Source organism: Cognatundibacterium crateris (assembly GCF_010078235.1).
GTDB lineage: Bacteria > Pseudomonadota > Gammaproteobacteria > Burkholderiales > Burkholderiaceae_D > Undibacterium > Undibacterium crateris.
In genome coordinates this window covers 1-20,201 of sequence record NZ_JAABOS010000015.1, presented here as the reverse complement: position 1 = coordinate 20,201, position 20,201 = coordinate 1, and the positions used below count along the sequence as shown (strand labels likewise).

The 20,201-nt window shown below is 52.4% G+C and carries 17 protein-coding genes and 6 tRNA genes; 11 read left to right on the top strand and 12 right to left on the bottom strand.

Features of this window, described 5'->3' with window-relative positions; translation table 11 throughout:
* The first annotated feature begins 68 nt into the window (after positions 1-68).
* From gltX to EYB48_RS18420, 7 genes are all read left to right on the top strand, one after another.
* Positions 69-1,463 carry a glutamate--tRNA ligase gene (gene gltX / locus EYB48_RS18450; RefSeq protein WP_202927836.1) on the top strand — a complete coding sequence of 465 codons (1,395 nt, stop codon included), beginning with the start codon at positions 69-71 and terminating at the stop codon, positions 1,461-1,463.
* A gap of 81 nt (positions 1,464-1,544) precedes the next feature.
* A tRNA-Ala gene (locus tag EYB48_RS18445) sits at positions 1,545-1,620 on the top strand.
* A gap of 34 nt (positions 1,621-1,654) precedes the next feature.
* Positions 1,655-1,730, top strand: a tRNA-Glu gene (locus tag EYB48_RS18440).
* Positions 1,731-1,790: 60 nt separating this feature from the next.
* Positions 1,791-1,866, top strand: a tRNA-Glu gene (locus EYB48_RS18435).
* 60 nt (positions 1,867-1,926) lie between these two features.
* Positions 1,927-2,002 (top strand) — tRNA-Glu (locus EYB48_RS18430).
* A gap of 60 nt (positions 2,003-2,062) precedes the next feature.
* Positions 2,063-2,138: transfer RNA gene (locus EYB48_RS18425), tRNA-Glu, on the top strand.
* A 61-nt stretch (positions 2,139-2,199) separates the two neighbouring features.
* Positions 2,200-2,275: transfer RNA gene (locus EYB48_RS18420), tRNA-Glu, on the top strand.
* Positions 2,276-2,436: 161 nt separating this feature from the next.
* Here EYB48_RS18420 and EYB48_RS18415 read toward each other — a convergent pair.
* The 6 genes from EYB48_RS18415 to bcsZ all read right to left on the bottom strand — a co-directional run bounded on the left by EYB48_RS18415 (position 2,437) and on the right by bcsZ (position 9,320).
* A complete protein-coding gene (locus EYB48_RS18415; RefSeq protein WP_162021853.1) occupies positions 2,437-3,249 on the bottom strand; it encodes a hypothetical protein in 813 nt (270 codons plus the stop codon).
* A 129-nt stretch (positions 3,250-3,378) separates the two neighbouring features.
* Entirely contained in the window at positions 3,379-4,014 is a 636-nt protein-coding gene (locus tag EYB48_RS18410; RefSeq protein WP_162021852.1) for a CatA-like O-acetyltransferase, read from the bottom strand.
* Between the two features lie 125 nt (positions 4,015-4,139).
* Positions 4,140-5,075 carry a transaldolase gene (gene tal, locus EYB48_RS18405; protein ID WP_162021851.1) on the bottom strand — a complete coding sequence of 312 codons (936 nt, stop codon included), beginning with the start codon at positions 5,073-5,075 and terminating at the stop codon, positions 4,140-4,142.
* A 20-nt stretch (positions 5,076-5,095) separates the two neighbouring features.
* Positions 5,096-6,154 (bottom strand): selenide, water dikinase SelD, encoded by a 1,059-nt coding sequence (gene selD / locus EYB48_RS18400; protein WP_162021850.1) that lies wholly within the window; start codon positions 6,152-6,154, stop codon positions 5,096-5,098.
* A gap of 153 nt (positions 6,155-6,307) precedes the next feature.
* The gene (locus tag EYB48_RS18395) at positions 6,308-7,741 is read right to left on the bottom strand and encodes a DEAD/DEAH box helicase (RefSeq protein ID WP_162021849.1); all 1,434 of its coding nucleotides are present in this window, start codon (positions 7,739-7,741) and stop codon (positions 6,308-6,310) included.
* 400 nt (positions 7,742-8,141) lie between these two features.
* Positions 8,142-9,320 (bottom strand): cellulose synthase complex periplasmic endoglucanase BcsZ, encoded by a 1,179-nt coding sequence (bcsZ, locus tag EYB48_RS18390; RefSeq protein ID WP_162021848.1) that lies wholly within the window; start codon positions 9,318-9,320, stop codon positions 8,142-8,144.
* Positions 9,321-9,509: 189 nt separating this feature from the next.
* Here bcsZ and modA point away from each other — a divergent pair, with 189 nt between their 5' ends.
* Genes modA through EYB48_RS18370 form a run of 4 tightly spaced genes read left to right on the top strand, consistent with a single transcriptional unit; the run spans position 9,510 to position 12,278 of the window.
* Positions 9,510-10,274 (top strand): molybdate ABC transporter substrate-binding protein, encoded by a 765-nt coding sequence (gene modA, locus EYB48_RS18385; RefSeq protein ID WP_235935270.1) that lies wholly within the window; start codon positions 9,510-9,512, stop codon positions 10,272-10,274.
* Entirely contained in the window at positions 10,271-10,723 is a 453-nt protein-coding gene (locus EYB48_RS18380; protein WP_162021847.1) for a TOBE domain-containing protein, read from the top strand. Before modA ends, EYB48_RS18380 begins: the two co-directional genes overlap by 4 nt.
* Positions 10,720-11,403: a molybdate ABC transporter permease subunit gene (modB, locus tag EYB48_RS18375; RefSeq protein ID WP_162021846.1), complete on the top strand. Its 684-nt coding sequence runs from the start codon at positions 10,720-10,722 to the stop codon at positions 11,401-11,403. Before EYB48_RS18380 ends, modB begins: the two co-directional genes overlap by 4 nt.
* Positions 11,400-12,278, top strand: coding sequence for an ABC transporter ATP-binding protein (locus EYB48_RS18370; RefSeq protein WP_162021845.1), 879 nt, complete (start codon positions 11,400-11,402; stop codon positions 12,276-12,278). The genes modB and EYB48_RS18370 overlap by 4 nt, the downstream gene beginning before the upstream one ends.
* A gap of 106 nt (positions 12,279-12,384) precedes the next feature.
* Here EYB48_RS18370 and fabI read toward each other — a convergent pair whose 3' ends face one another.
* From fabI to EYB48_RS19280, 6 genes are all read right to left on the bottom strand, one after another.
* Positions 12,385-13,179, bottom strand: coding sequence for an enoyl-ACP reductase FabI (gene fabI, locus EYB48_RS18365; protein ID WP_162021844.1), 795 nt, complete (start codon positions 13,177-13,179; stop codon positions 12,385-12,387).
* Positions 13,180-13,481: 302 nt separating this feature from the next.
* Positions 13,482-15,215, bottom strand: coding sequence for an ABC transporter ATP-binding protein (locus tag EYB48_RS18360; protein WP_162021843.1), 1,734 nt, complete (start codon positions 15,213-15,215; stop codon positions 13,482-13,484).
* Positions 15,216-15,224: 9 nt separating this feature from the next.
* The gene (locus EYB48_RS18355; protein ID WP_162021842.1) at positions 15,225-16,355 is read right to left on the bottom strand and encodes an ABC transporter permease; all 1,131 of its coding nucleotides are present in this window, start codon (positions 16,353-16,355) and stop codon (positions 15,225-15,227) included.
* A gap of 8 nt (positions 16,356-16,363) precedes the next feature.
* Entirely contained in the window at positions 16,364-17,302 is a 939-nt protein-coding gene (locus EYB48_RS18350; protein ID WP_162021841.1) for an ABC transporter permease, read from the bottom strand.
* 56 nt (positions 17,303-17,358) lie between these two features.
* A complete protein-coding gene (locus EYB48_RS18345; protein ID WP_162021840.1) occupies positions 17,359-19,128 on the bottom strand; it encodes an ABC transporter substrate-binding protein in 1,770 nt (589 codons plus the stop codon).
* 243 nt (positions 19,129-19,371) lie between these two features.
* Entirely contained in the window at positions 19,372-19,671 is a 300-nt protein-coding gene (locus EYB48_RS19280) for a hypothetical protein (RefSeq protein ID WP_235935269.1), read from the bottom strand.
* Positions 19,672-20,201: the final 530 nt, after the last annotated feature.

Below are 20,201 nucleotides of genomic sequence, written 5' to 3'. Positions count from 1 at the left end.
GCTGTTTTTAACTTTTCCGCGACCTGATGCCCTCAGATTTTCTGATGGCATGCGGTGCAATCCTCTCCATGACAGTCCGTACCCGATTTGCTCCCAGCCCTACTGGTTATTTACACATAGGCGGTGCCCGTACCGCTTTATTCAGCTGGGCATTTGCCCGCCACCATGGCGGCACTTTTGTATTGCGAATAGAAGACACGGATCTGGAGCGCTCTACACCTGAAGCGGTGCAGGCGATTTTAGATGGCATGAGCTGGCTGGGCCTGGCGCATGATGAAGGTCCGTTTTATCAAATGCAAAGAATGGAGCGCTATCGTGCAGTGCTGGCAGATATGCTGGCGCAAGGGACGGCGTACTACTGTTATTCCTCGCCGGAAGAAGTGGAAGCGATGCGTGAGCGTCAGCGTGCTGCGGGCGACAAGCCACGTTATGACGGCACCTGGCGTCCGGAAGCAGGCAAGACTTTGCCTGCAGTGCCGGCAGACCGTAAGCCAGTGATCCGTTTTAAAAATCCGCTCGATGGCGACGTTAGCTGGAACGACGTGGTCAAAGGCAGCATTACGATCAGTAATAAAGAGCTGGACGATCTGGTGATTGCGCGTCCGGATGGCACGCCTACATACAACTTCTGCGTGGCCATTGATGACTGGGATATGCAGATTACCCATGTGATCCGTGGCGATGACCATGTGAATAACACGCCGCGTCAGATCAATATTCTCAATGCTGTGGGTGCCAGCCTGCCACAGTATGGTCACGTGCCTATGATTTTGGGGCCGGACGGGCAAAAACTGTCCAAGCGTCGCAATGCGGTCAGCGTGACTGATTATGCAGACAAAGGTTATCTGCCTGAGTCTATGCTGAACTATCTGGCACGTCTGGGCTGGAGTCATGGCGATGACGAGATTTTCTCTATGGAGCAGATGTGCAGCTGGTTTGATCTCACGCACTTATCGGGATCGGCGGCGCAATTCAATCCTGAAAAGCTGGACTGGATTAATAATCACTACATCAAGGCAGCCGATAACGCACGTCTGGCTGAGCTGATACGCCCATCCATGCTGGCTGCCGGCGCAGAATTTGCTGGCGCGCCGGATCTGGCTGCCGTGATCGCTTTGTTTAAGGAGCGTGCAAATACCACGGTGATGCTGGCGGAGTCTGCCATGCTGTTCTATCGCCAGCCAGCGCCTGAGGCGGCTCTGCTGCAGCAACATCTGACAGATGCAGTGCGTCCGGCCTTGCAGCAATATGCAGAATTGCTGAAAACCGTGGCGTGGGACAAAGCGGCGATCTCGGCTGCCTTAAAAACCGTGTTGGCCGAACATGGCTTGAAAATGCCGCAGCTCGCGATGCCTTTGCGCCTGCTGTTGACGGGCCAATTGCAAACGCCATCGATCGATGCAGTGATTGACTTATTTGGCCGTGAAACGGTCGCTGCACGTCTGGCCGTTGCGTTTGCCTGATACGCCAGATATTGGGGGTGAGGGCTTTACAAGAGTTACTTCATCCCCTATAATCTTTCTTCTGTTCTGCATTGCACCTAAGGGGGTATAGCTCAGCTGGGAGAGCGCTTGCATGGCATGCAAGAGGTCAGCGGTTCGATCCCGCTTACCTCCACCAAAAATGCGTGACAATCAGAATAGATTAATTATCTGTCCCCATCGTCTAGAGGCCTAGGACATCACCCTTTCACGGTGAGTACAGGGGTTCGAATCCCCTTGGGGACGCCAATCAAATATTTGATTGCGGACAGCAAATTAAAATTAAGGTCAGTAGTTTGGACAGTATCTGTCCCCATCGTCTAGAGGCCTAGGACATCACCCTTTCACGGTGAGTACAGGGGTTCGAATCCCCTTGGGGACGCCAATCAAATATTTGATTGCGGACAGCAAATTAAAATTAAGGTCAGTAGTTTGGACAGTATCTGTCCCCATCGTCTAGAGGCCTAGGACATCACCCTTTCACGGTGAGTACAGGGGTTCGAATCCCCTTGGGGACGCCAATCAAATATTTGATTGCGGACAGCAAATTAAAATTAAGGTCAGTAGTTTGGACAGAATCTGTCCCCATCGTCTAGAGGCCTAGGACATCACCCTTTCACGGTGAGTACAGGGGTTCGAATCCCCTTGGGGACGCCAGGTTGTAAGCCGTTGAGCTGAGTAAATCAGCGCAGCGTAGGTCAGTAAGTGGACAGTATATGTCCCCATCGTCTAGAGGCCTAGGACATCACCCTTTCACGGTGAGTACAGGGGTTCGAATCCCCTTGGGGACGCCAGGTTAAAAAACCTGCTGATGAAAATCAGCGGGTTTTTTTTCGTCTGTTTTACAGCAGACTCTTCTTTCGGATTTTCGTCGGATTTTTTTTCGATTTTCCCGCATATTCTTAATGCGGCCTCTCCACTAAGGCTGTTGATCGTCTCCTGCGTCGGCCTTGCTTCAATCCCCGCCACCACCGCCGCAGCTACTGCCACAACTGCTGCCGCAACTACTTCCCGCGCTACTGTTGCCACCGTCACTGCAATCGCCGCTACTGCTGCCGCTATCTGATGCGTAGCTACCAGAGCTGCCGGCATCTATGTAGCTGCTCTGTTGTCGCTCTGCTTCCCTGCGTTTGTAGTTCTCATACATGGTGGTGCTGATCATGCCAGCTGTCAGCATGCCGTAGGCTTGTAAAAGCTCGGGATAATAGCTGGCGCCGTAAGCCTGGCCATCACGGTTCATGGCGCGGTAGCCTGGCTTATCTGCACTGATGTGGTAAGCATAGCCTTCCGGCATGCGCAGACGCTTATCCAGTGTGAACAGTGCGGGCAGGGTGGGATCAGTTTCACACTGACGTTCAAACCGTCTGGCCTGGATCAGGGTGGCGGCCAGTGCGAGCTCAAGATCTGCAGACATTTCGCTGGCACTCAGGTGGGGAATCTGACGCTCATAGTGTTTATCGCAGAACTGCTCCAGGCTTATGCTGGAGTAGCGCAGCCAGGCATGCCAGACCGAGTCGGCAGCTTTCGAAGGCAGGGCGCAAGGGTAATCACTGCGTCTGACGCATTCGAAAAACATACACAGGCCCTCTGCCGCTGAGGCAAAAAAAACGGCATCCTGAGGGATGCCGGGGAATTCTTGTTGCGCGGTCTGTTGCCAGTAAAGGAAAAGACCGGGAGGAATATCAGTCAGGATATCCCTGAGTGCTGAGCGCTTCATGATGCGTTGCGCGCGGTAGTGACTGAGGCTGGACTTCAGATTTTCTAACATGGAGGCGTATCCTTTCTTGTTGTTATCGGGGTGGGAAGACTGCGCTTCCCTGCTGCACAGTGTCGGATAAAAAAATCCGTTTGCCGATCAGGGGAAATACGTATGTTGTGTTTTTGTCGTCAGTTCGTATCAAGGATGCTGCCTGAGTTGTTCCGTGAAGGCGTCGAAAAACTGATGTATGTGGTAGGCATCTGCCAGTCCGTGATGGGCGAACACCGCCACCGGAAACACCAGCTCGCCATTTTTTTCCACGCATTTGCCGATAGAGACTTTAGGGGCGCTGTCTTTGCCATCATGATGGCGTGCATGCGTGATGCCATTGAAGGCGATCCAGGGCATGGCAGAAAAATGTATCACATCATCGCGCTGGCATTCCTCCGTAAAGCATAATCCCTCGCTGTTTTTGACGCGCGCCATGCTGAGCTCAGCCTGTTCACAAAAAGCACTGAATGCAGGCTGATAGTCGATAGGGCAGAAGCCAAAGCTGTGATCTGCGCGGCCTATGGTGGCATTGGCGTGGATTTGCTGATACAGCACCACCTGATCCTGTTGCACGCGATAGCGCAGTTCAGGTATCTGGTTGATTGCTGCCAGGCAGCGATGCAGATAAAACAGGAAAAATGAGATCTGATTGTCCCGGCAGAATTGACGTGCCTGGGTGCAGGGGATGTCTGCCACGATGCCATGAAAAGGTTCATGCAGGCCCGAGAAAAACGCAAAATGTTCGCGCCGTTTCCAGCTGCTGATATCGATCAGGGTTTTCATTTTTCTTTGCTGTGTATGCTTGGTGATTGAGGGAGTGGTGTATAAAAACAGGGCGCATCAGCGCCCTGTGAGTTCGGTTCAGTCTGCTTGCACACGAACCTGGGTAGGCTCCAGTGCGTCCGGCATCAGCGCATTGCTGCGATCATTTGCTCCAGCTTGACTGTATCTGCGCAGAAGGCGCGTATACCTTCGGCGAGTTTTTCTGTCGCCATTGCATCTTCATTGAGCTGGAAGCGGAAGGCGCTTTCGCTGACTTCGATTTTGCTGATATCAGCTTGCGCCGCCAGCTCAGTACTCAGCTTCGCAGTCACTGCATTATTGGAATCCGCCAGTTTTTGCAGCAGATCAGGGCTGATCGTCAGTAAATCACACCCAGCCAGCTCCAGAATCTGCGAGGTATTGCGGAAGCTCGCACCCATGACTTCCGTTTTGTAGCCAAACTTGCGGTAATAGGTGTAGATGGATTTGACTGACAATACACCAGGATCATCAGCACCAAAGATTTCCTGACCGGTTTTAGCTTTAAACCAGTCATAAATACGACCCACGAAAGGCGAAATCAGCTGGGCACCGGCTTCAGCGCAGGCAACCGCCTGAGCCAGGCAGAACAACAGCGTCATATTGCAGCGTATGCCTTCTTTTTCCAGGATTTCAGCGGCACGTATGCCTTCCCAGGTGGATGCAATCTTGATCAGTACGCGTTCGCGTGGCACACCGGCAGCTTCGTATAGGGCGATCAGCTGGCGTCCTTTGGCGACAGTCGCTGCAGTGTCAAACGACAGACGTGCATCGGTTTCAGTTGAAACACGGCCAGGGATTTCGTTCAGGATTTGCAAGCCAAAGGAAATCAGCAAATGATCTATCGTGGCATCAATCGACTGACCCGCTGTTTCGGCCACGGCTTTTTCCAGCAAATGGCGGTATTCCGGTTTTTGAACTGCCTTCAGTATCAGTGAGGGATTGGTGGTCGCATCGCGTGGCGTGTAGGCTTTGATCGCCTGGAAATCGCCGGTATCGGCAACCACGGTGGTGTACTGTTTCAGTTGTTCTAATTGATTCATGGTTAGTACAGTTTCAAAGATCAGGGGTTAACTTCAACGATAGGTGAGCCACTCACCATATCACCAATCACAGCAGCATGCAAAAATCCGCTGCTGCGGAAAACAGATAAAACCTGCTCTGTGACGGCGGGGTCACAGGCGATCAGCAAACCGCCCGAAGTCTGTGGGTCGGTCAGCAGGGCTTGTTGTGCTGCGCTCAGTTGTGCTGACAGGCGCACTTCATGTCCGTAGGCCGCCCAGTTACGGCCCGAGGCGCCGGTAATCATGCCGGCTTCAGCTAATGCTTCCACGCCGTTCAATAGCGGGATGTCGTTCATGCGCAGATGCGCAGCCGCACCAGAGCCGCGACAGACTTCCAGTAAGTGCCCCAGCAAGCCAAAGCCAGTCACATCCGTCATCGCATGCACACCGTCCAGTTCCGACAGTACTTGTCCGGGACGATTGAGTTGAGTAGTGCTGGCGATCATGCTGGCATAGCCATCCTGATCCAGCGCCTGTTTTTTCAGTGCAGCAGACAGAATGCCTACACCCAGCGGTTTGCCCAGTATCAGCTGGTCGCCTGCACGCGCACCGGCATTGCGTTTGACCTTGGACGGATGGATCAGGCCCATCACCACAAGGCCATAAATCGGCTCGACCGAATCAATGGTGTGGCCGCCTGCAATCGGGATGCCGGCTTCTGCACAGATAGATTCGCCACCGCGTATCACTTCGCCGATGACTTCGAGTGGAATCTGATTGACCGGCATACCGACCAGTGCCAGCGCCATGATGGGGGTGCCACCCATGGCATAAATATCGGAAATCGCATTGGTCGCCGCAATGCGGCCAAAATCAAATGCATCATCCACGATAGGCATGAAAAAATCTGTGGTCGCGATCAGTGCCTGATGTTCATTGAGTTGATAGACGGCCGCATCATCCGAGGTTTCTATGCCGACTAATAATTGTGGCGGAACCGGAAAGCCCGTGGATTTTTTAAGAATTTCGGACAGAACGCCGGGGGCAATTTTGCAGCCGCAGCCACCTCCGTGGGAGAACGAGGTCAGGCGGACGGGCTGATCGGAAGTTGAGCTCATGTTTGCGTGCTGTATGCGTTAGTCAAGGCTTTGATTATACGCTGAGCTGCAGAGTATAAAAAAAGCGACCCCGGATGGGATCGCTTTTTTTTGATATTGCTTATTTGATCTGCGCCATATGATGATCAGATCAAATGATCAGATCAGACTGACTCATTCGCCGAAAGAACGACGTGCGCCACCTTCGCTGGAACGGTTGCCACGATAGCCGCCGCCATTACCGCTGCCGCTGCCTTCTTTACGTGGACCAGCTGGTTTGCTGAAAGAGCGCTGACCACCTGGACGGCTGTTGCCGAAGTTGTTGCCGGACTTGCGTGTGTCACCTGGTTTCCAGCCGCTAGGTTTGCGGGCTGCAGAGCGTGCTGGCGCAGCCGATTTCTTAGGTTCAAAACCTTCGATCACATCGACCGGTATCAATTGCTTGGTGAAGCGCTCGATACGTTTAACGTGCATGCCTTCAGCGTGATTCACCAGCGATACTGCGATACCTTTACGGCCAGCACGACCGGTACGGCCGATACGGTGTACGTAGTCTTCCGGGAATTTTGGCAAGTCATAGTTGAACACGTGCGTGATGCCCGGTACGTCGATACCACGCGCAGCAACGTCGGTTGCTACCAGAACACGCACCTGACCACGGCGCAGCGCGTCCAGTGTACGGTTACGTGCGCCCTGATGCATGTCGCCATGCAGTGCGGCTGCGGCAAAGCCAGCGATATTCAGACGGTCAGCGATGCTGTCTGCATCACGTTTAGTCGCGGTAAACACCACAGCCTGATCGACGGAAACGTCGCGCAGCAGGTGATCCAGCATACGGTTTTTGTGAGACAGATCATCAACGAAATGGACTTTTTGCTGGATGTTTTCATGCTTGCTGGCTGAGCCTGCAATCTGAATCACCAGAGGTTCAGTCGTGATGCGTTTTGCCATATTACCGACAACGCCATCCAGGGTTGCGGAGAACAGCATGGTTTGACGGGTAGGTGGAGTCGCAGCAACGATTTTTTCGATGTCGTCGATAAAGCCCATGTCCAGCATGCGGTCAGCTTCGTCCAGAACCAGCATCTGCAATTCAGAGAAATCGATTTTGCCGGATTCCATGTGGTCGATCAGACGACCTGGAGTCGCAACCAGAATTTCCGGATTGCGTGACAAGAGTTGCATCTGTTTAGGGTAAGGCATACCACCCAAAATAGATACGGCTTTCAGGCGGCGTGTGTAAGCGCTGTATTTGTCGGTTGCGGTAGTAACTTGCAATGCCAGTTCGCGGGTTGGTGTCAGTACCAGCATTTTTGGTTTCGCAGCGACGAAACGTGGACGGTCACCACGTGAACGCGCAGCCTGGCGTTCCTGATTTGGTGTTTTACCGTTTGTATAAGAGACGACTTCAGCAGTAGCCAGTTTGTGTAATGCTGGCAACATAAAGGCTGCGGTTTTACCGGAGCCAGTTTGGGACGAGACCATAAGATCACGTCCTTCAATCGCGGCAGGGATAGCCTGTTCCTGAACTGGTGTAGGCTTAGTGTAGCCAGAATCGGTCAGGGCGCGGATGATGTTAACGTGGAGGCCAAGTGCTTCAAAACTCATGAAATTCTTTCGTAAAAATGGAGCGCGCCACAAAACCAATGCGCGCAAAAATGCAGCGTCAAGCAAACGAAATGAACACAGAAAATCCAAAAACGGACGACAATGAAATTTCGGCACAAAAGCTTTGCGCCGGGATGATGTCTATCTAGTTACCAGACATGCAGGGCGGGAGGGCTTTTACGTGCACCATAAGGCTTATGGGCACAGGCTTGCGATGCTACTCAGTTTCTCACTGCGCTTAAGGAGTCGCTGAACGAATCGTTATATTGCAGTGCAAAAACGGAATGATACATGATTTTGTGAGATTCCGCAGTTTTTTTTGTAAATCGCATAGAAAGCCCGAGTTTGCAGGAGAGATGCATGCAGTTATGTTATCCCGGCTAAAGTCATGCGGCTGGTCTTAATGACAGGCCGCAGCTTGCCATGCAAATTCGGCGCGGCCATCCGGCAAAAAGGCAAAACGCTTTTCCTGCCAGCCGAGTCCGAACAGAGCCAGCACCTGATCATAATAGGCATCTGGCCGTATGCCATTGGCTTGTATGCGCAAAGTTTGCTGTTGCAGGGCTTTGCTGTGTTGGCCGCTGCTCAGAAAGGGCAGCAGCGCGGCAGAAAATCCGGTGGTGCCAGAATTTTTCGCTTCACCGGTTTGTATGTTCACGAACTCAGGCGGATAGCCCAGTTGTTCAGTCAAGGCTGCCATCGGGGCAAAGTGCCGCAGCAGGCGTGAGCGTTCCGGGTCCTGCGCATGCAGCATACCGGCCCACAAATAAACCCGGATCGCATTGTAGCCACCATCGCCTTTTTCCGCGCCGTTCAGATCCGGCGAAAAGCTGGCGCGGCCGCTGGGAGTAGTCTGGTAAATGGTCCAGTCTGGACTAAAACCCTTAGGCGCTGATTGGATCAGCAAACGGAATGAGGCTTGCGCCATGTGCTGCCAGCGCTGGTCGCGTTCTTTGACGGCCAGCCAGCGCAGCAATTGCAAAGGCACATAACTGGGATTGAGTTTCCAGCGTTTTTCGCCCAGATCAAAACCATGCGGCGCCGGCAGCAAGCTGAAGCCCAAACCGGGTAAATCCAGACTCTCTTCCCGGAGCACGCGTTGTGCCAATAAACTGCCCAGTGCTGAGTAAGATGCATTACCCCAGATATCACCAGCCAGCAGGAGAGAGTAAGCCATCCACACATCCGCGTCGGATGCTGAATTATTATCGATCACGCCCCAGCTTTGATCGGCACGTTGCCCCCATTGCCAGGCGGGTAGCCGTACCGTCAGATCACCACCGGCCAGATTATTGCTGGTCCAGTGCAGCAGTTGTTTGAAACTGGGCTGATCATTGGCTGCCATCGCAAAAAACATGGCATAGGCCTGGCCTTCGGATACCGTCGGTTTGATGCTGCCGCTATGGTCTACGACGCGTCCGTCTTTAGTGATGAATTGCTGACGGAAATGCTCCCAGGCTGGCCATGATGTACAACTGCCCGCCGTGGCAGCGAAGCTGAGTCCGCTCAGACTGAGTGTTGCGGTAGCGATGCAGATGCGGATGCTGGGTTTTAGCAGCGAACGTAAGGATAGGCGCATGTCAGTTCAGGAAAATGAAGCAGGATGAAGCTGGCAAATTGAGCAAAGTGATTTGGACTGTTAGTATGTCTGCCATGTCAGGCTGAGCTACCCTGTGCTGAGCGCTTGTGATCCTGGCTGTGATACTCAAACGAATGCCGCATTGTACTGAACTCTAAGCCACAAATTAATGAATTTAGGATAGGTAGTATGAAATTTTTCCGCAGCCTGATGCGTAGCAGTTTGTGCTGCGCTATGTTTTTTTCGGTAGCCGCGCAGGCTGAAACCATCTCTGTCGCGGTCGCGGCCAATGTGCAATTTGTGTTTGATGATTTGAAGGCTGCGTTTAAACAAGAAACCGGTCATGAGCTGCAGGCCAGTTTCAACTCTTCCGGCAAGTTCGTGGCGCAAATTAGCAATGGTGCGCCATTCGATGTGTTCTTATCGGCGGATATGGAATTTCCTGAGAAGCTGCATAAAGATGGTTACGCGATGCAGGCACCTAAAGTGTATGCCTATGGCGCACTGGTGTTGTGGACCATGAAAGACCTGGATTTACAGCAGTGGCAAGCTGCTTTGCAGCAGGCCAAGGTAAGTAAAATCGCCATCGCGAATCCTAAGACGGCGCCGTATGGCCGCGAAACTATGCGCGTGCTGAACGCACATAAACTGGAGCAGACTTTACAGCCCAGGCTGGTATTTGCCGAGAGCATAGCGCAGACCAATCAGTACATCCATTCGGGCGTCGCTGACCTCGGATTTACTGCTAAATCCGTGGTGCTGTCACCTGAAATGAAGGGGCAGGGAAAATGGCTGGAGTTGCCACGCGATGTGTATCAGCCGATTGCACAGGGAGCCGTCATTTTGAAGCATGGCAGAGAACAGCATGCGGCGGTGTCGCAGCAATTCTATGACTTTATCTACTCAGCTAAAGCCCGCGCTATCTTTGAACGTTACGGCTATATCCTGCCATGAATCAGCTCAGCGGCCGCTTGCTGGCGATAGACACCCACGGCAGCGTCAGTATCGCTGATGTCGCAGTCGGTGAGCATGACACACTGATCCTGACAGCGATGGTGCTGGGTGCTGCGCATCCTGCCACCACATGGCGTGCCGGGCAGCCGGTGACAATGCAATTCAAAGAATCAGAAGTCGCATTAGCCAGACAACTCAGTGGCCAGATCAGCCTGCGTAACCGTATGCCTGGTCAGGTGGTCATGCTGGAGCAGGGCCGTTTGCTGACGCGGGTCAGGCTGGCGCTGCAGGATGTGCCTGGCGTTTGCATAGAATCGGTGATCACCACGCGCTCGGCACAGGCGATGCAACTGGCCATCGGCGATCAGCTGGAAGCGCTGGTGAAGTCGAATGAAATGAGTATGATGCCGCAGATTCAGCACGGCGGCGCAGCGCAGGAGCCAGCATGAGCGGCATCGACTGGCAGCCCTTATGGTTAACCCTGAAGCTGGCAACAGCCACCACGCTGCTGCTGATACTGTGCGGGATACCCATCGCTTATCGCATCGCATTTTCCCGCAGCCGTTTGAAGCCGCTGTGGGAAACTCTGGTCAGTATGCCGCTGGTTTTACCACCTTCGGTACTTGGCTTTTATTTGCTGCTCGCCTTCAGTCCTCAGCATGCATTCGGCGCCTGGCTGGAGCAGTATCTGCATCTGAAACTGGTGTTCAGTTTTGCCGGTTTACTCATTGGTTCTGTGATTTTCAGTCTGCCGTTTATGGTGCAGCCTTTGCAGTCGGCTTTACAAAATTTGCCGCCATCATTGCTGGAAGCGTCGCGCACGCTGGGTAAGCCTGACTGGTACACCTTGCTGCGCATTTTATTACCGAATATCCGTCCCGCTTTATTAAGCGGCATCGTCTTGAGTTTCGCGCATACCGTCGGCGAATTCGGTGTGGTGCTGATGATAGGCGGGAATATCCCCGGTGTCTCCAAAGTCGCTTCGATAGCGATTTATGATGAAGTCGAAAGCCTGAATTATGCCGCGGCCCATGCCTATGCGGCAGTGTTACTGGTGATGAGTTTTTCTATCCTGTTGACGGTGTATATCGTGAACCGGCGTCACGCGCACGGGCAGGGGGGGCGATGATAGAAATCAGTCTGCGTCATCCCATGCAAACCGCCAGCGGAGCGGAATGGCTGGAGCTGGATTTGTCTATTCCGAATCAGGCTTTCTGCGCGCTGTCTGGCAGTTCCGGTGCAGGAAAAACTACCTTGCTGCGTATGCTGGCAGGCTTGGCCATACCGCAGTCTGGCCGCATCGTGGTCAATGGTGAAGTCTGGCTCGATACCGCGCGGTCGGTGTGTCGTCAGCCGCAGCAACGCGCGGTGGGCATGGTGTTCCAGGACTATGCGCTGTTCCCGAATCTGACCGTAGCACAGAACGTCGCCTATGCCTTGGCGCGTGATCAGCAAGACAGTTTGCAGCGCTTGCTGGCGCTGAATGATTTGACGGCCTTGAGTCAGCGTTTGCCCGGCAGTTTATCGGGTGGGCAAAAGCAGAGAGTCGCGCTGGCACGCGCCCTGGCGCGCGTGATCGGCAGTCCGGCGCGCTTGTTATTACTGGATGAGCCACTGTCTGCACTTGACCTCAGTTTGCGCGCACAGTTGCAGGATAGTCTGGCCAGCCTGCATGCCGAGCTGGGGCTGACCACGCTGCTGGTCAGTCACGATCTGGGAGAAATTTTCAAACTCGCGCAGACGGTATTCGTGCTGGAGCGTGGCCGTATTCAGCGTTGCGGTACCCCGGCTGAGGTGTTTTTGCAGCAAAAAATGCAGGGTCAGTTGCAGTTGCGCGCGCAGGTACTGGCGATCCGTCAGGAAGAAGTGATTTTTATTGTCTCACTGCTGGTCGGGCAAGACATCATAGAAATCATGGCGTCGGCGAGCGAAGTGGCGCAGCTACAAACAGGCGCGCACATCACCATTTCAACCAAGGCATTCAGTCCTTTGATTTTTGCTTAGTTAGTGCAGGCTAATCTACACTGTATCAGTGCCAGACATAAAAAAAGCTGCAGTTTTCACTGCAGCTTTTTTACCAGACAGACGGACTGTATGCGATGACGCTGTATCAGCGATCGTAAGTGTCAGCGTTCAGACCCATCACGTGCGAGAAACCGCCATCAACATAGGTGATTTCGCCGGTAATACCATTCGCCAGATTGGACAGCAGGAAGGCGGCGGTATTGCCCACGTCTTCGATGGTCACGTTACGGCGCAACGGTGCATGATCCGCAACGAAGCCCAGCAGTTTGCCGAAATCTTTAATGCCGGAGGCCGCCAGAGTTTTGATCGGACCAGCGGAAATGCCGTTGACGCGTATGCCTTTTTTGCCCAGATCTTCGGCCAGATAACGAACCGATGCTTCCAGTGCGGCTTTCGCCATACCCATGGTGTTGTAGTGTGGGATGGCACGGATAGCGCCCAGATAGGACAGGGTCAGCAAAGCCGAATCCTGACGCAGCATAGGCAATGCAGCTTTTGCCATTGCCGGGAAGCTGTAAGCGGAAATATCGTGTGCAATGCGGAAGGCTTCACGCGAAAAACCATCGAGGAATTCGCCCGCAATCGCTTCACGTGGTGCAAAGCCAATCGCGTGGACCAGACCATCGAGTTGGTCCCAGTGCTGGCCCAGATCTTTGAATACAGCTTCGATTTGTTCATCGCTGGCGACGTCGCAATCGAATACCAGCTTGCTGTCAAATTCTGCAGCGAAGTCTGTAATTCTGTCTTTGAAACGCTCACCGACATAGGTGAAAGCCAGTTCCGCACCTTCGCGTTTGCAGGCTTGTGCAATACCGTAAGCGATAGAACGGTTAGACAGCAAACCGGTGATCAGAATTTTTTTGCCTTGCAGAAATGCCATGTTGACTCCAGATTGTATCCCAGTATTGATGCGGCTTAGCGCACGAAAATGCCTGAAAAGCCGCATGAATACTGGGATGGTGTTATTCATGATTTGCTCAGCCGCCCTTTTCAGGGGGCTGAAATGCGGTGGCGGATAAGGCCGCGCCGCGGCAACAGGTCGGAATTGTAAGTGCTAAGCGGGATTCGGGCAAATTTTCTGTTTGTGCTGCGCGTGATCCAGCTTAGCCCGGCTTAAAAAGGCACGGTCGTCTGTTTTATGATCTGTTGAGATACCGCACCGTGCCTTTGCTGAAGCTAAGGCTAGGTCTGGTGCGCCAGCGGCTGCAAGCCGCGTGGTATCGCGTTCAGCAGGCTGCGGGTATAGGCTTGTTGCGGCGCCTGATACAAGGTATCCGAATTTGCCAGCTCCACCACTTTACCGTGATGCATCACCATGACCTGATCGGCGATGTATTTCACCACTGCCAGGTCATGCGAGATAAAGATGTAGGACAGGCCAAATTCATCCTGCAAATCCTGCAGCAGGTTCAGCACCTGTGCCTGCACTGACACATCCAGCGCAGATACCGATTCATCACAGATCAGCACTTCCGGCTTCATACTCAGACAGCGTGCAATCGCTATCCTTTGCCGCTGGCCGCCGGAAAATTCATGCGGATAGCGGTAGAACGCAGTCTGTGGCAAACCAACTTTATCCAGCAACTGGTAAGCCAGTCGTATGCGCTCCTGTTCATTGGCTCCGATCTGATGGATATGCATAGGCTCCATCAGGATCTGGCCGATGGTAAAGCGCGGATTGAGCGAGGCATACGGATTCTGGAAAATGATTTGTATGCGTCGTTTATAGGGCAGGAAGGCTTTATTGGACAGCGCCAGAATATCTTCACCATCAAACAAGGCCTGACCGCTGCTGGCCTGATGGATGCGCATCAGCGTCAGACCGACTGTGGTTTTGCCTGAGCCGGATTCTCCGACCACGCCCAGCGTTTTGCCACGTGCGAGACGGAAGCTGACCTGATCAACCGCCTTGAACTCTTTTTTAGCAAATAAGCCTTCCCGGGTATAAAAACTTTTGCTCAGATTACGCACATCCAGCACGATGTCTTCCTGCCCGTCCAGACCACGGCTACGTTGTTTTTGTTCCGGTAAATGGCCCCCATGCTGCATGAAATCGGCAATCACAGGCAGCCGCCACGGACGTGTGTCCAGGCTAGGGCGACAATGCAGCAGCGCCTGTGTATAGCTATCCTGAGGCGCATCAAAAATCTGACGCACTGTACCGGTTTCGCGGATTTCACCATGCCGCATCACGATCACATGATCCGCAATTTCACCCACCAGCGCGAGGTCATGCGTGATGAACAGCACCGACATCTGATGCTTGATACGCAGCGCATTGATCAGGTCGATAATCTGCTTTTGTATGGTGACATCGAGTGCGGTGGTCGGTTCATCGGCAATCAGTAATTGAGGTTCGCAGGCAATCGCCATCGCGATCATTACGCGTTGTTGCTGACCGCCAGATAACTGACTGGGATAGGCATCGATTTTGCGTGCCGGATCAGGTATGCCAACTTCTTCCAGCAAGGCCAGCGTGCGCAGTCTGGCCTGTGCGGCGTCCATGCCCTTATGCAGGCGCAGCACTTCCGCAATCTGGAAGCCTACGGTGAACACCGGATTGAGCGAAGTCATCGGCTCCTGGAAGATCATGGATATCTCTTTGCCGCACAATTGGCGGCGCTGCTCGCGATCTAATTCCAGCAAATTTTTTCCCGCAAACAGGATGCGGCTGTCACTGGCGATGGATGAGGTATCCGCTGGCAGCAAACCCATAATCGCGAGTGAGCTGACTGATTTGCCACTGCCGGATTCACCGACCAGCGCGACTGTGGCATTGTGAGGAATTTGAAACGAGATTCCTTTGACGGTCTCTACGCTGTCCTTTTTATTGACGCGGAAAGACACGCGCAGATTCTCGACTTGCAGCAGTGGCGCTGCGCTGGTGTCCGTGGCCGAAGATGAAATTGTCGTCATGGTCTGTCCTTATTTCAGTTTCGGATCGAGCGCATCGCGCAGCGCATCGGTGAATAATGAGAATGCCGTGACCAGCAGCGCCATGGCCGCTGTAGCTGCAGTCAGTTGCCACCATTTGCCAAGTATCAGTTCATTTTGCGCTTCATTGAGCATACTGCCCCAGGACACCGTTCCTACCGGTACCCCAAAGCCAAGGAAACTCAGGATTACTTCGGACTTAATAAAACCCACCACCAGTATTGAGACCTGAACCAGCGCCACATGGCTGATATTCGGAAAAATATGAATAAACATTTTGCGCAGATGGGAGGCGCCGATCGCATCGGCGGCCCACACATATTCCCTGGCCTTGTGCTTCATGTACTCGGCGCGTATCAGGCGGAATGGGCCGGTCCAGCCAGTCAGCGCCAGAATCAGGATGATAGTGCCTACGCCTTTTTGCTGTAACACGGCAGCGACTGAGAGTATCAACAGCAAATAGGGGATAGATGTGAAAATGCTGTAGAACCAGTTAAAAAAATCATCGACCCGTCCGCCGAAATAACCGGCGGTGGCACCAAACAGTGTGCCGAGCAGCGTTGCGAGCAAGGCGGCAACAATGCCAACTAAAATCGAAGTTTCCGCGCCTTTTATAGTTTTTTTGATGATGTCGTGGCCCCATTTATCGGCGCCGAAAGGCAGGCTGTCAGCGCGTTCCTGTATTTGTGTCTGCTGTTTTTTTGCCAGTTCAGCCTGAATCTCAGCCAGCTCCTGAGCAATAGGATCGTCCACTTCGCTGCCATCTGTATTCACTGGCTGGCTGCTGGGCGTTGCTGCCGCGTCCTTATTGCCCTGCGCCTGGTTCAATTCGCGTATCACATCGCGCAGCGGGTCCAGCGGATTGTCGGTGACGACAGGTGCTGCTTCTGGCTTGCTAAGTTGCTGAGTGAGCTGCTGACTCGCTGTATGCAGGAAGCCCGGTGGCGCATAGCTGACGCCGGCCTCAGTATCCCAGTCGGCCGCGATCAGGCCGCTGTAAGACAGCAGCAATAACAGCATAAACAGACTGACGACGGCGAGCGAGATCATGGCGACTGTGTCTGCCTTCAGACGGCGCCATGCCAGCGCCCACAGTCCGGGTGAGTTGACTTGATTCATCATGGCCTGACTCATTTCAATTGAACACGTGGATCGACTGCCTGATACATCAGGTCAGCTAAGAGATTAAAAGCCATGGTGGCAGCGGCGACATAGACCGTGATTGCTTTAATCACGGGAAAGTCGCTGCGTTCCACCGCCAGGATGACTTCGCGCCCTATGCCCGGTATGGAAAAAAATCTTTCGATCAGAAACGCACCGATCAGCAGGGCAGGCAAATTCGACATTACATGGGTGATGATAGGGATCGCGGCATTGCGTAAGACATGCACCCATTTGACTCTGGCTTCAGACAGGCCTTTGGCGCGTGCAGTACGTACATAATCCTGATTCACTTCATCCAGAATAAAGGTGCGGAACAGACGCAGATTCGGCGCGACACCGACTGCCAGCGCAATCAGGATAGGCAGGGCGGAATAACGGAACAGGTTTTCAGCGAAGCTATTGCCCCAGCCCTGTACCGGGAACAGGCTGAGCTGGTAGGCAAACACATATTGGCCGACGATGATGTAGACCAGAATACTGACCGACATGCCGACGGTACAGGCGATCATCACCGCGCGGTCAGTCAGCGAGCCGCGCCGGAATGCGATCACCAGGGCCAGTGCAATCGCGATCAGGGTTTCTATGATAGTCAGCGGGATCAGCACCGTCAGCGATGGCCCCAGGCGGCTGCCGATAATTGAAGAGACCGCTTCGCCGGTACTCCAGCTATGTCCGAAATTGAAAGTCAGGATTTGCTTGATGAATATCCAGAGCTGCACATAATAAGGCTGATCGATGCCCAACTGGGTGCGGATATTGGCGATCTGCTCCTGACTCGACATTTTGCCAGCCAGGATATAGGCCGGATCACCGCCTACCCAGTTAAAGAGGAAAAAAACCAGCAGGATGACACCCAGCAAAGTAGGTAGCATCTGCCAGAGTCTGCGCACAATATAAGCGATCATATCTGTTCCAGTGTGGGTTGGGCTTATACAAAAAAACGGGGCCGATCAGCGCTGCATCATGGTGAAGCATGCGCTTTATTTTGGTCGATATCGATATACAGCCATTCGGTGCGCATTACCGGATGTTTGCGATAGCCAATCACTCTTTCCTGAGCCAGCATATTGCGGTAACGCGCAAAGCCTAAGCGCTGGGCAGAATACACTTCCATGATACGTGCCATCTTGTGATACAGACGATCACGCTCAGGACCGGCGGGCAGTTTTTGCGATTGTTCATACAGCGCATCATATTCAGGAATCGCGACGCAGCCATTATTATTCAGATGGATGTTTTTGCCGTAAAACAGCTGCATAAAATTATCGCCATCCGGATAATCTGCTATCCAGGGCGATATCCTCTGGGTCAGCTGACATTGTTTTTCAGCTTTCAGGATTTCGGCAAATGGGCGGAACTCTGCTTTCATCCGTATGCCTATGCTGTCGTAGGTTTTTTTCCAGACTTCAGCTTGCAAATGTCCGCGCGATTCAGTTTGTGCGGTATGTACAATTTCCAATGGTTTTCCATCGGGCAGGGTACGGTAACCGTCTTTCCCTTTTTTGTAGCCAAATTTATCCAGTAAGGCATTAGCGGCAGCCGGGTTGTATTGAATCATGCTGCGGTATTGCGGATCATGACCGACCACGCCAGGCGGAATAGGAAATTGCAGTGGAATGGCTTCGCCATTATCGACGATACGGATTTCATCTTCGACTCTGTGTGCCATCGCAATTGCACGGCGCAATGCGATTTTTTCTTTGCTGAGTCCGCCAAACACAGGGTCTTGCATATTCCAATAGTAAATCGCGAGTTCGGGATCTACGATGCGCGATAACTGCACGCCTTTTTTCTGGAATTCCGGTTTGAGTTTGCCATCTTTCAACACCTGCGGAGCGAGGCCGCCATACAGTTGGAATAAATCGGTTTCATCCTTTTGAAATGCCAGCAGGCGTGACTGATCTTCCAGTATCACATTGACGATCACGCGGCCTATTTGTGGCAGGCGCTTACCCTGCATGGCTGTAGCGATGCGCTGATCTTCTGCAGACTGATTGGCGGCGAAATTCCAGTACACCGGGCGGTAATCGGGATTGGCATCTAATACCATCTTGGAGCCGCGTACCCATTCCACCAGTTTGAACGGGCCGCTGCCGACCGGATTGGCCATCACCTGACCTTGCAGGTCGCGGTATTTTTCCACCACTTCGCGTGCGACAGCAGAGGTCGCTGCATACGTCAAAATCATGGGCAGATTAAAGTCGGGCCGGGTCAGGTGGATGCGCAGAGTATAGCGATCCGGCATCTCCAGGCCCGCTATCCGTGCGTCGTAGTTAAAGTTGCCGCTTTTCCTGGCCTGTGTGTGCAGTTCATCCAGTCCTACAATCTTTCCTTCTAACAGCCAGCGGTGGGAAGAGGCGATTTTGGGGTCCATCAATCGCATCCAGGAATAGACAAAATCCTGTACCGTTAATTCGCGCTTCTTGCCCCCGAACGCAGGATCGGGTGTGAATACGATGCCTTTCTTGAGACGTATGGTGTAGGTTTTTCCATCCTCAGAAATCTGCGGTAAGCCGTCGGCGGCTTCCGGAATGATTTTGGCCGGGCTTGCCATGTAGTCATAGCTATACAGACGCTCGAACACGGCTTCGACGATCGCGTTGGAATACAAGTCTCTGGCTGCGGCCGGATCGAAGCCAGTTTCAGCGACGGGAAAGATAGTCCTCAGTACTTTGTCGGGATCGGCAAAGCTGGGCTTGCTATTGTCAGCCCATGCGCCTGATGGCAGCATGAAACTGCAGAGCAGGGCTGTGCCAGCTCGGCGTTGTAGTGTTTGAATTATCTTCTGGCGAAAGTAGGTCAATTCCATGCACTCGTCTCCGGCAATTACGTCAAAACAAATACAGCGTGATGCGGGCTGGTGATGCCGCGGCTTACTATTTTTGGGATATCACACTGATCAGGGCTGGGATGAAATCCAAGCGTCGTCACCTTATAGCAAGTTCCTTGCTATGGATAGAATAAAAAAAACAGGCTAAAGAAAGAAATCTGCACAAATTGAGTGCAAGGTTTTTGTTGTAACTGTGGTGAAAATACGGAAAGTATCGTGATTTACAAAAAGAATTGCTGTCATGCGTAAAACACTTGTTTTTGATTTACACAATTTTTTCGATTTTGAAGGCTTAAGATGTAGCTGAAATGAAATTTTATTCAGTGCGAGTGCTGTTTCAGCGAATTTCTCACTTAGGCTGCCAGAGGGCATTATTTTTGCACCAAAAAATTGCTGCAAAGCACAAAAATATGCGTTTCCTTTTCCAGTTTTTTTTTTTGGCAAAATGCGCGCTGTTGTTTTTTCGGGAAACTGAGCGACTAGTCTATTGACAGGTGTAGTGCAGAAATGTTTCTATGCGCGGTCTGAAAATTTTGGAGCATTAATTTACAAATCCTAGGCAATATGTAACTTTATTTACATTTGCTTACGTCTTTTTGCTGTTTGATTTTCATTTCCTGGCACGTTGTTTGCTCAATTTTATTCACATGGTTTCCTATGGGACACGGAAGAAGGCAGATACTTCCCCGTGCTGCATATTTTGTGCAAATAGGTGAACTCTGCGAGGTTTTGTGAGAGAGTGACACAGTGAACAAAATTTTATGTGCTGATTAGTTTTTGGCATTGTGTTTAATTTTGAATTCCTCGTTGCCAGTAAGTTGTTAAGTGGTTTTTGTAGCTTTCGATTTGGAAGCTGACTGCAGCACTTATAATCTTTTTTTGTGTGAGAAGTTTTGACTTGTGTCAGATAGTTGACCTTGTGGTTTTGGAGGAGTATTAATGGATTTTTCAGATCGCCAGCAAGAGCCAGGCAA

Coding starts and splice junctions, on each gene's coding strand:
- fabI (WP_162021844.1), bottom strand. CDS start 13,179: ATGGCATTTCTGCAAGGCAAAAAAATTCTGATCACCGGTTTGCTGTCT.
- modA (WP_235935270.1), top strand. CDS start 9,510: ATGAAATTTTTCCGCAGCCTGATGCGTAGCAGTTTGTGCTGCGCTATG.
- EYB48_RS18395 (WP_162021849.1), bottom strand. CDS start 7,741: ATGAGTTTTGAAGCACTTGGCCTCCACGTTAACATCATCCGCGCCCTG.
- EYB48_RS18345 (WP_162021840.1), bottom strand. CDS start 19,128: ATGCTGCCATCAGGCGCATGGGCTGACAATAGCAAGCCCAGCTTTGCC.
- EYB48_RS18355 (WP_162021842.1), bottom strand. CDS start 16,355: ATGATGAATCAAGTCAACTCACCCGGACTGTGGGCGCTGGCATGGCGC.
- modB (WP_162021846.1), top strand. CDS start 10,720: ATGAGCGGCATCGACTGGCAGCCCTTATGGTTAACCCTGAAGCTGGCA.
- selD (WP_162021850.1), bottom strand. CDS start 6,154: ATGAGCTCAACTTCCGATCAGCCCGTCCGCCTGACCTCGTTCTCCCAC.
- EYB48_RS18350 (WP_162021841.1), bottom strand. CDS start 17,302: ATGATCGCTTATATTGTGCGCAGACTCTGGCAGATGCTACCTACTTTG.
- EYB48_RS18380 (WP_162021847.1), top strand. CDS start 10,271: ATGAATCAGCTCAGCGGCCGCTTGCTGGCGATAGACACCCACGGCAGC.
- gltX (WP_202927836.1), top strand. CDS start 69: ATGACAGTCCGTACCCGATTTGCTCCCAGCCCTACTGGTTATTTACAC.
- EYB48_RS18370 (WP_162021845.1), top strand. CDS start 11,400: ATGATAGAAATCAGTCTGCGTCATCCCATGCAAACCGCCAGCGGAGCG.
- bcsZ (WP_162021848.1), bottom strand. CDS start 9,320: ATGCGCCTATCCTTACGTTCGCTGCTAAAACCCAGCATCCGCATCTGC.
- tal (WP_162021851.1), bottom strand. CDS start 5,075: ATGAATCAATTAGAACAACTGAAACAGTACACCACCGTGGTTGCCGAT.
- EYB48_RS18415 (WP_162021853.1), bottom strand. CDS start 3,249: ATGTTAGAAAATCTGAAGTCCAGCCTCAGTCACTACCGCGCGCAACGC.
- EYB48_RS18360 (WP_162021843.1), bottom strand. CDS start 15,215: ATGACGACAATTTCATCTTCGGCCACGGACACCAGCGCAGCGCCACTG.
- EYB48_RS18410 (WP_162021852.1), bottom strand. CDS start 4,014: ATGAAAACCCTGATCGATATCAGCAGCTGGAAACGGCGCGAACATTTT.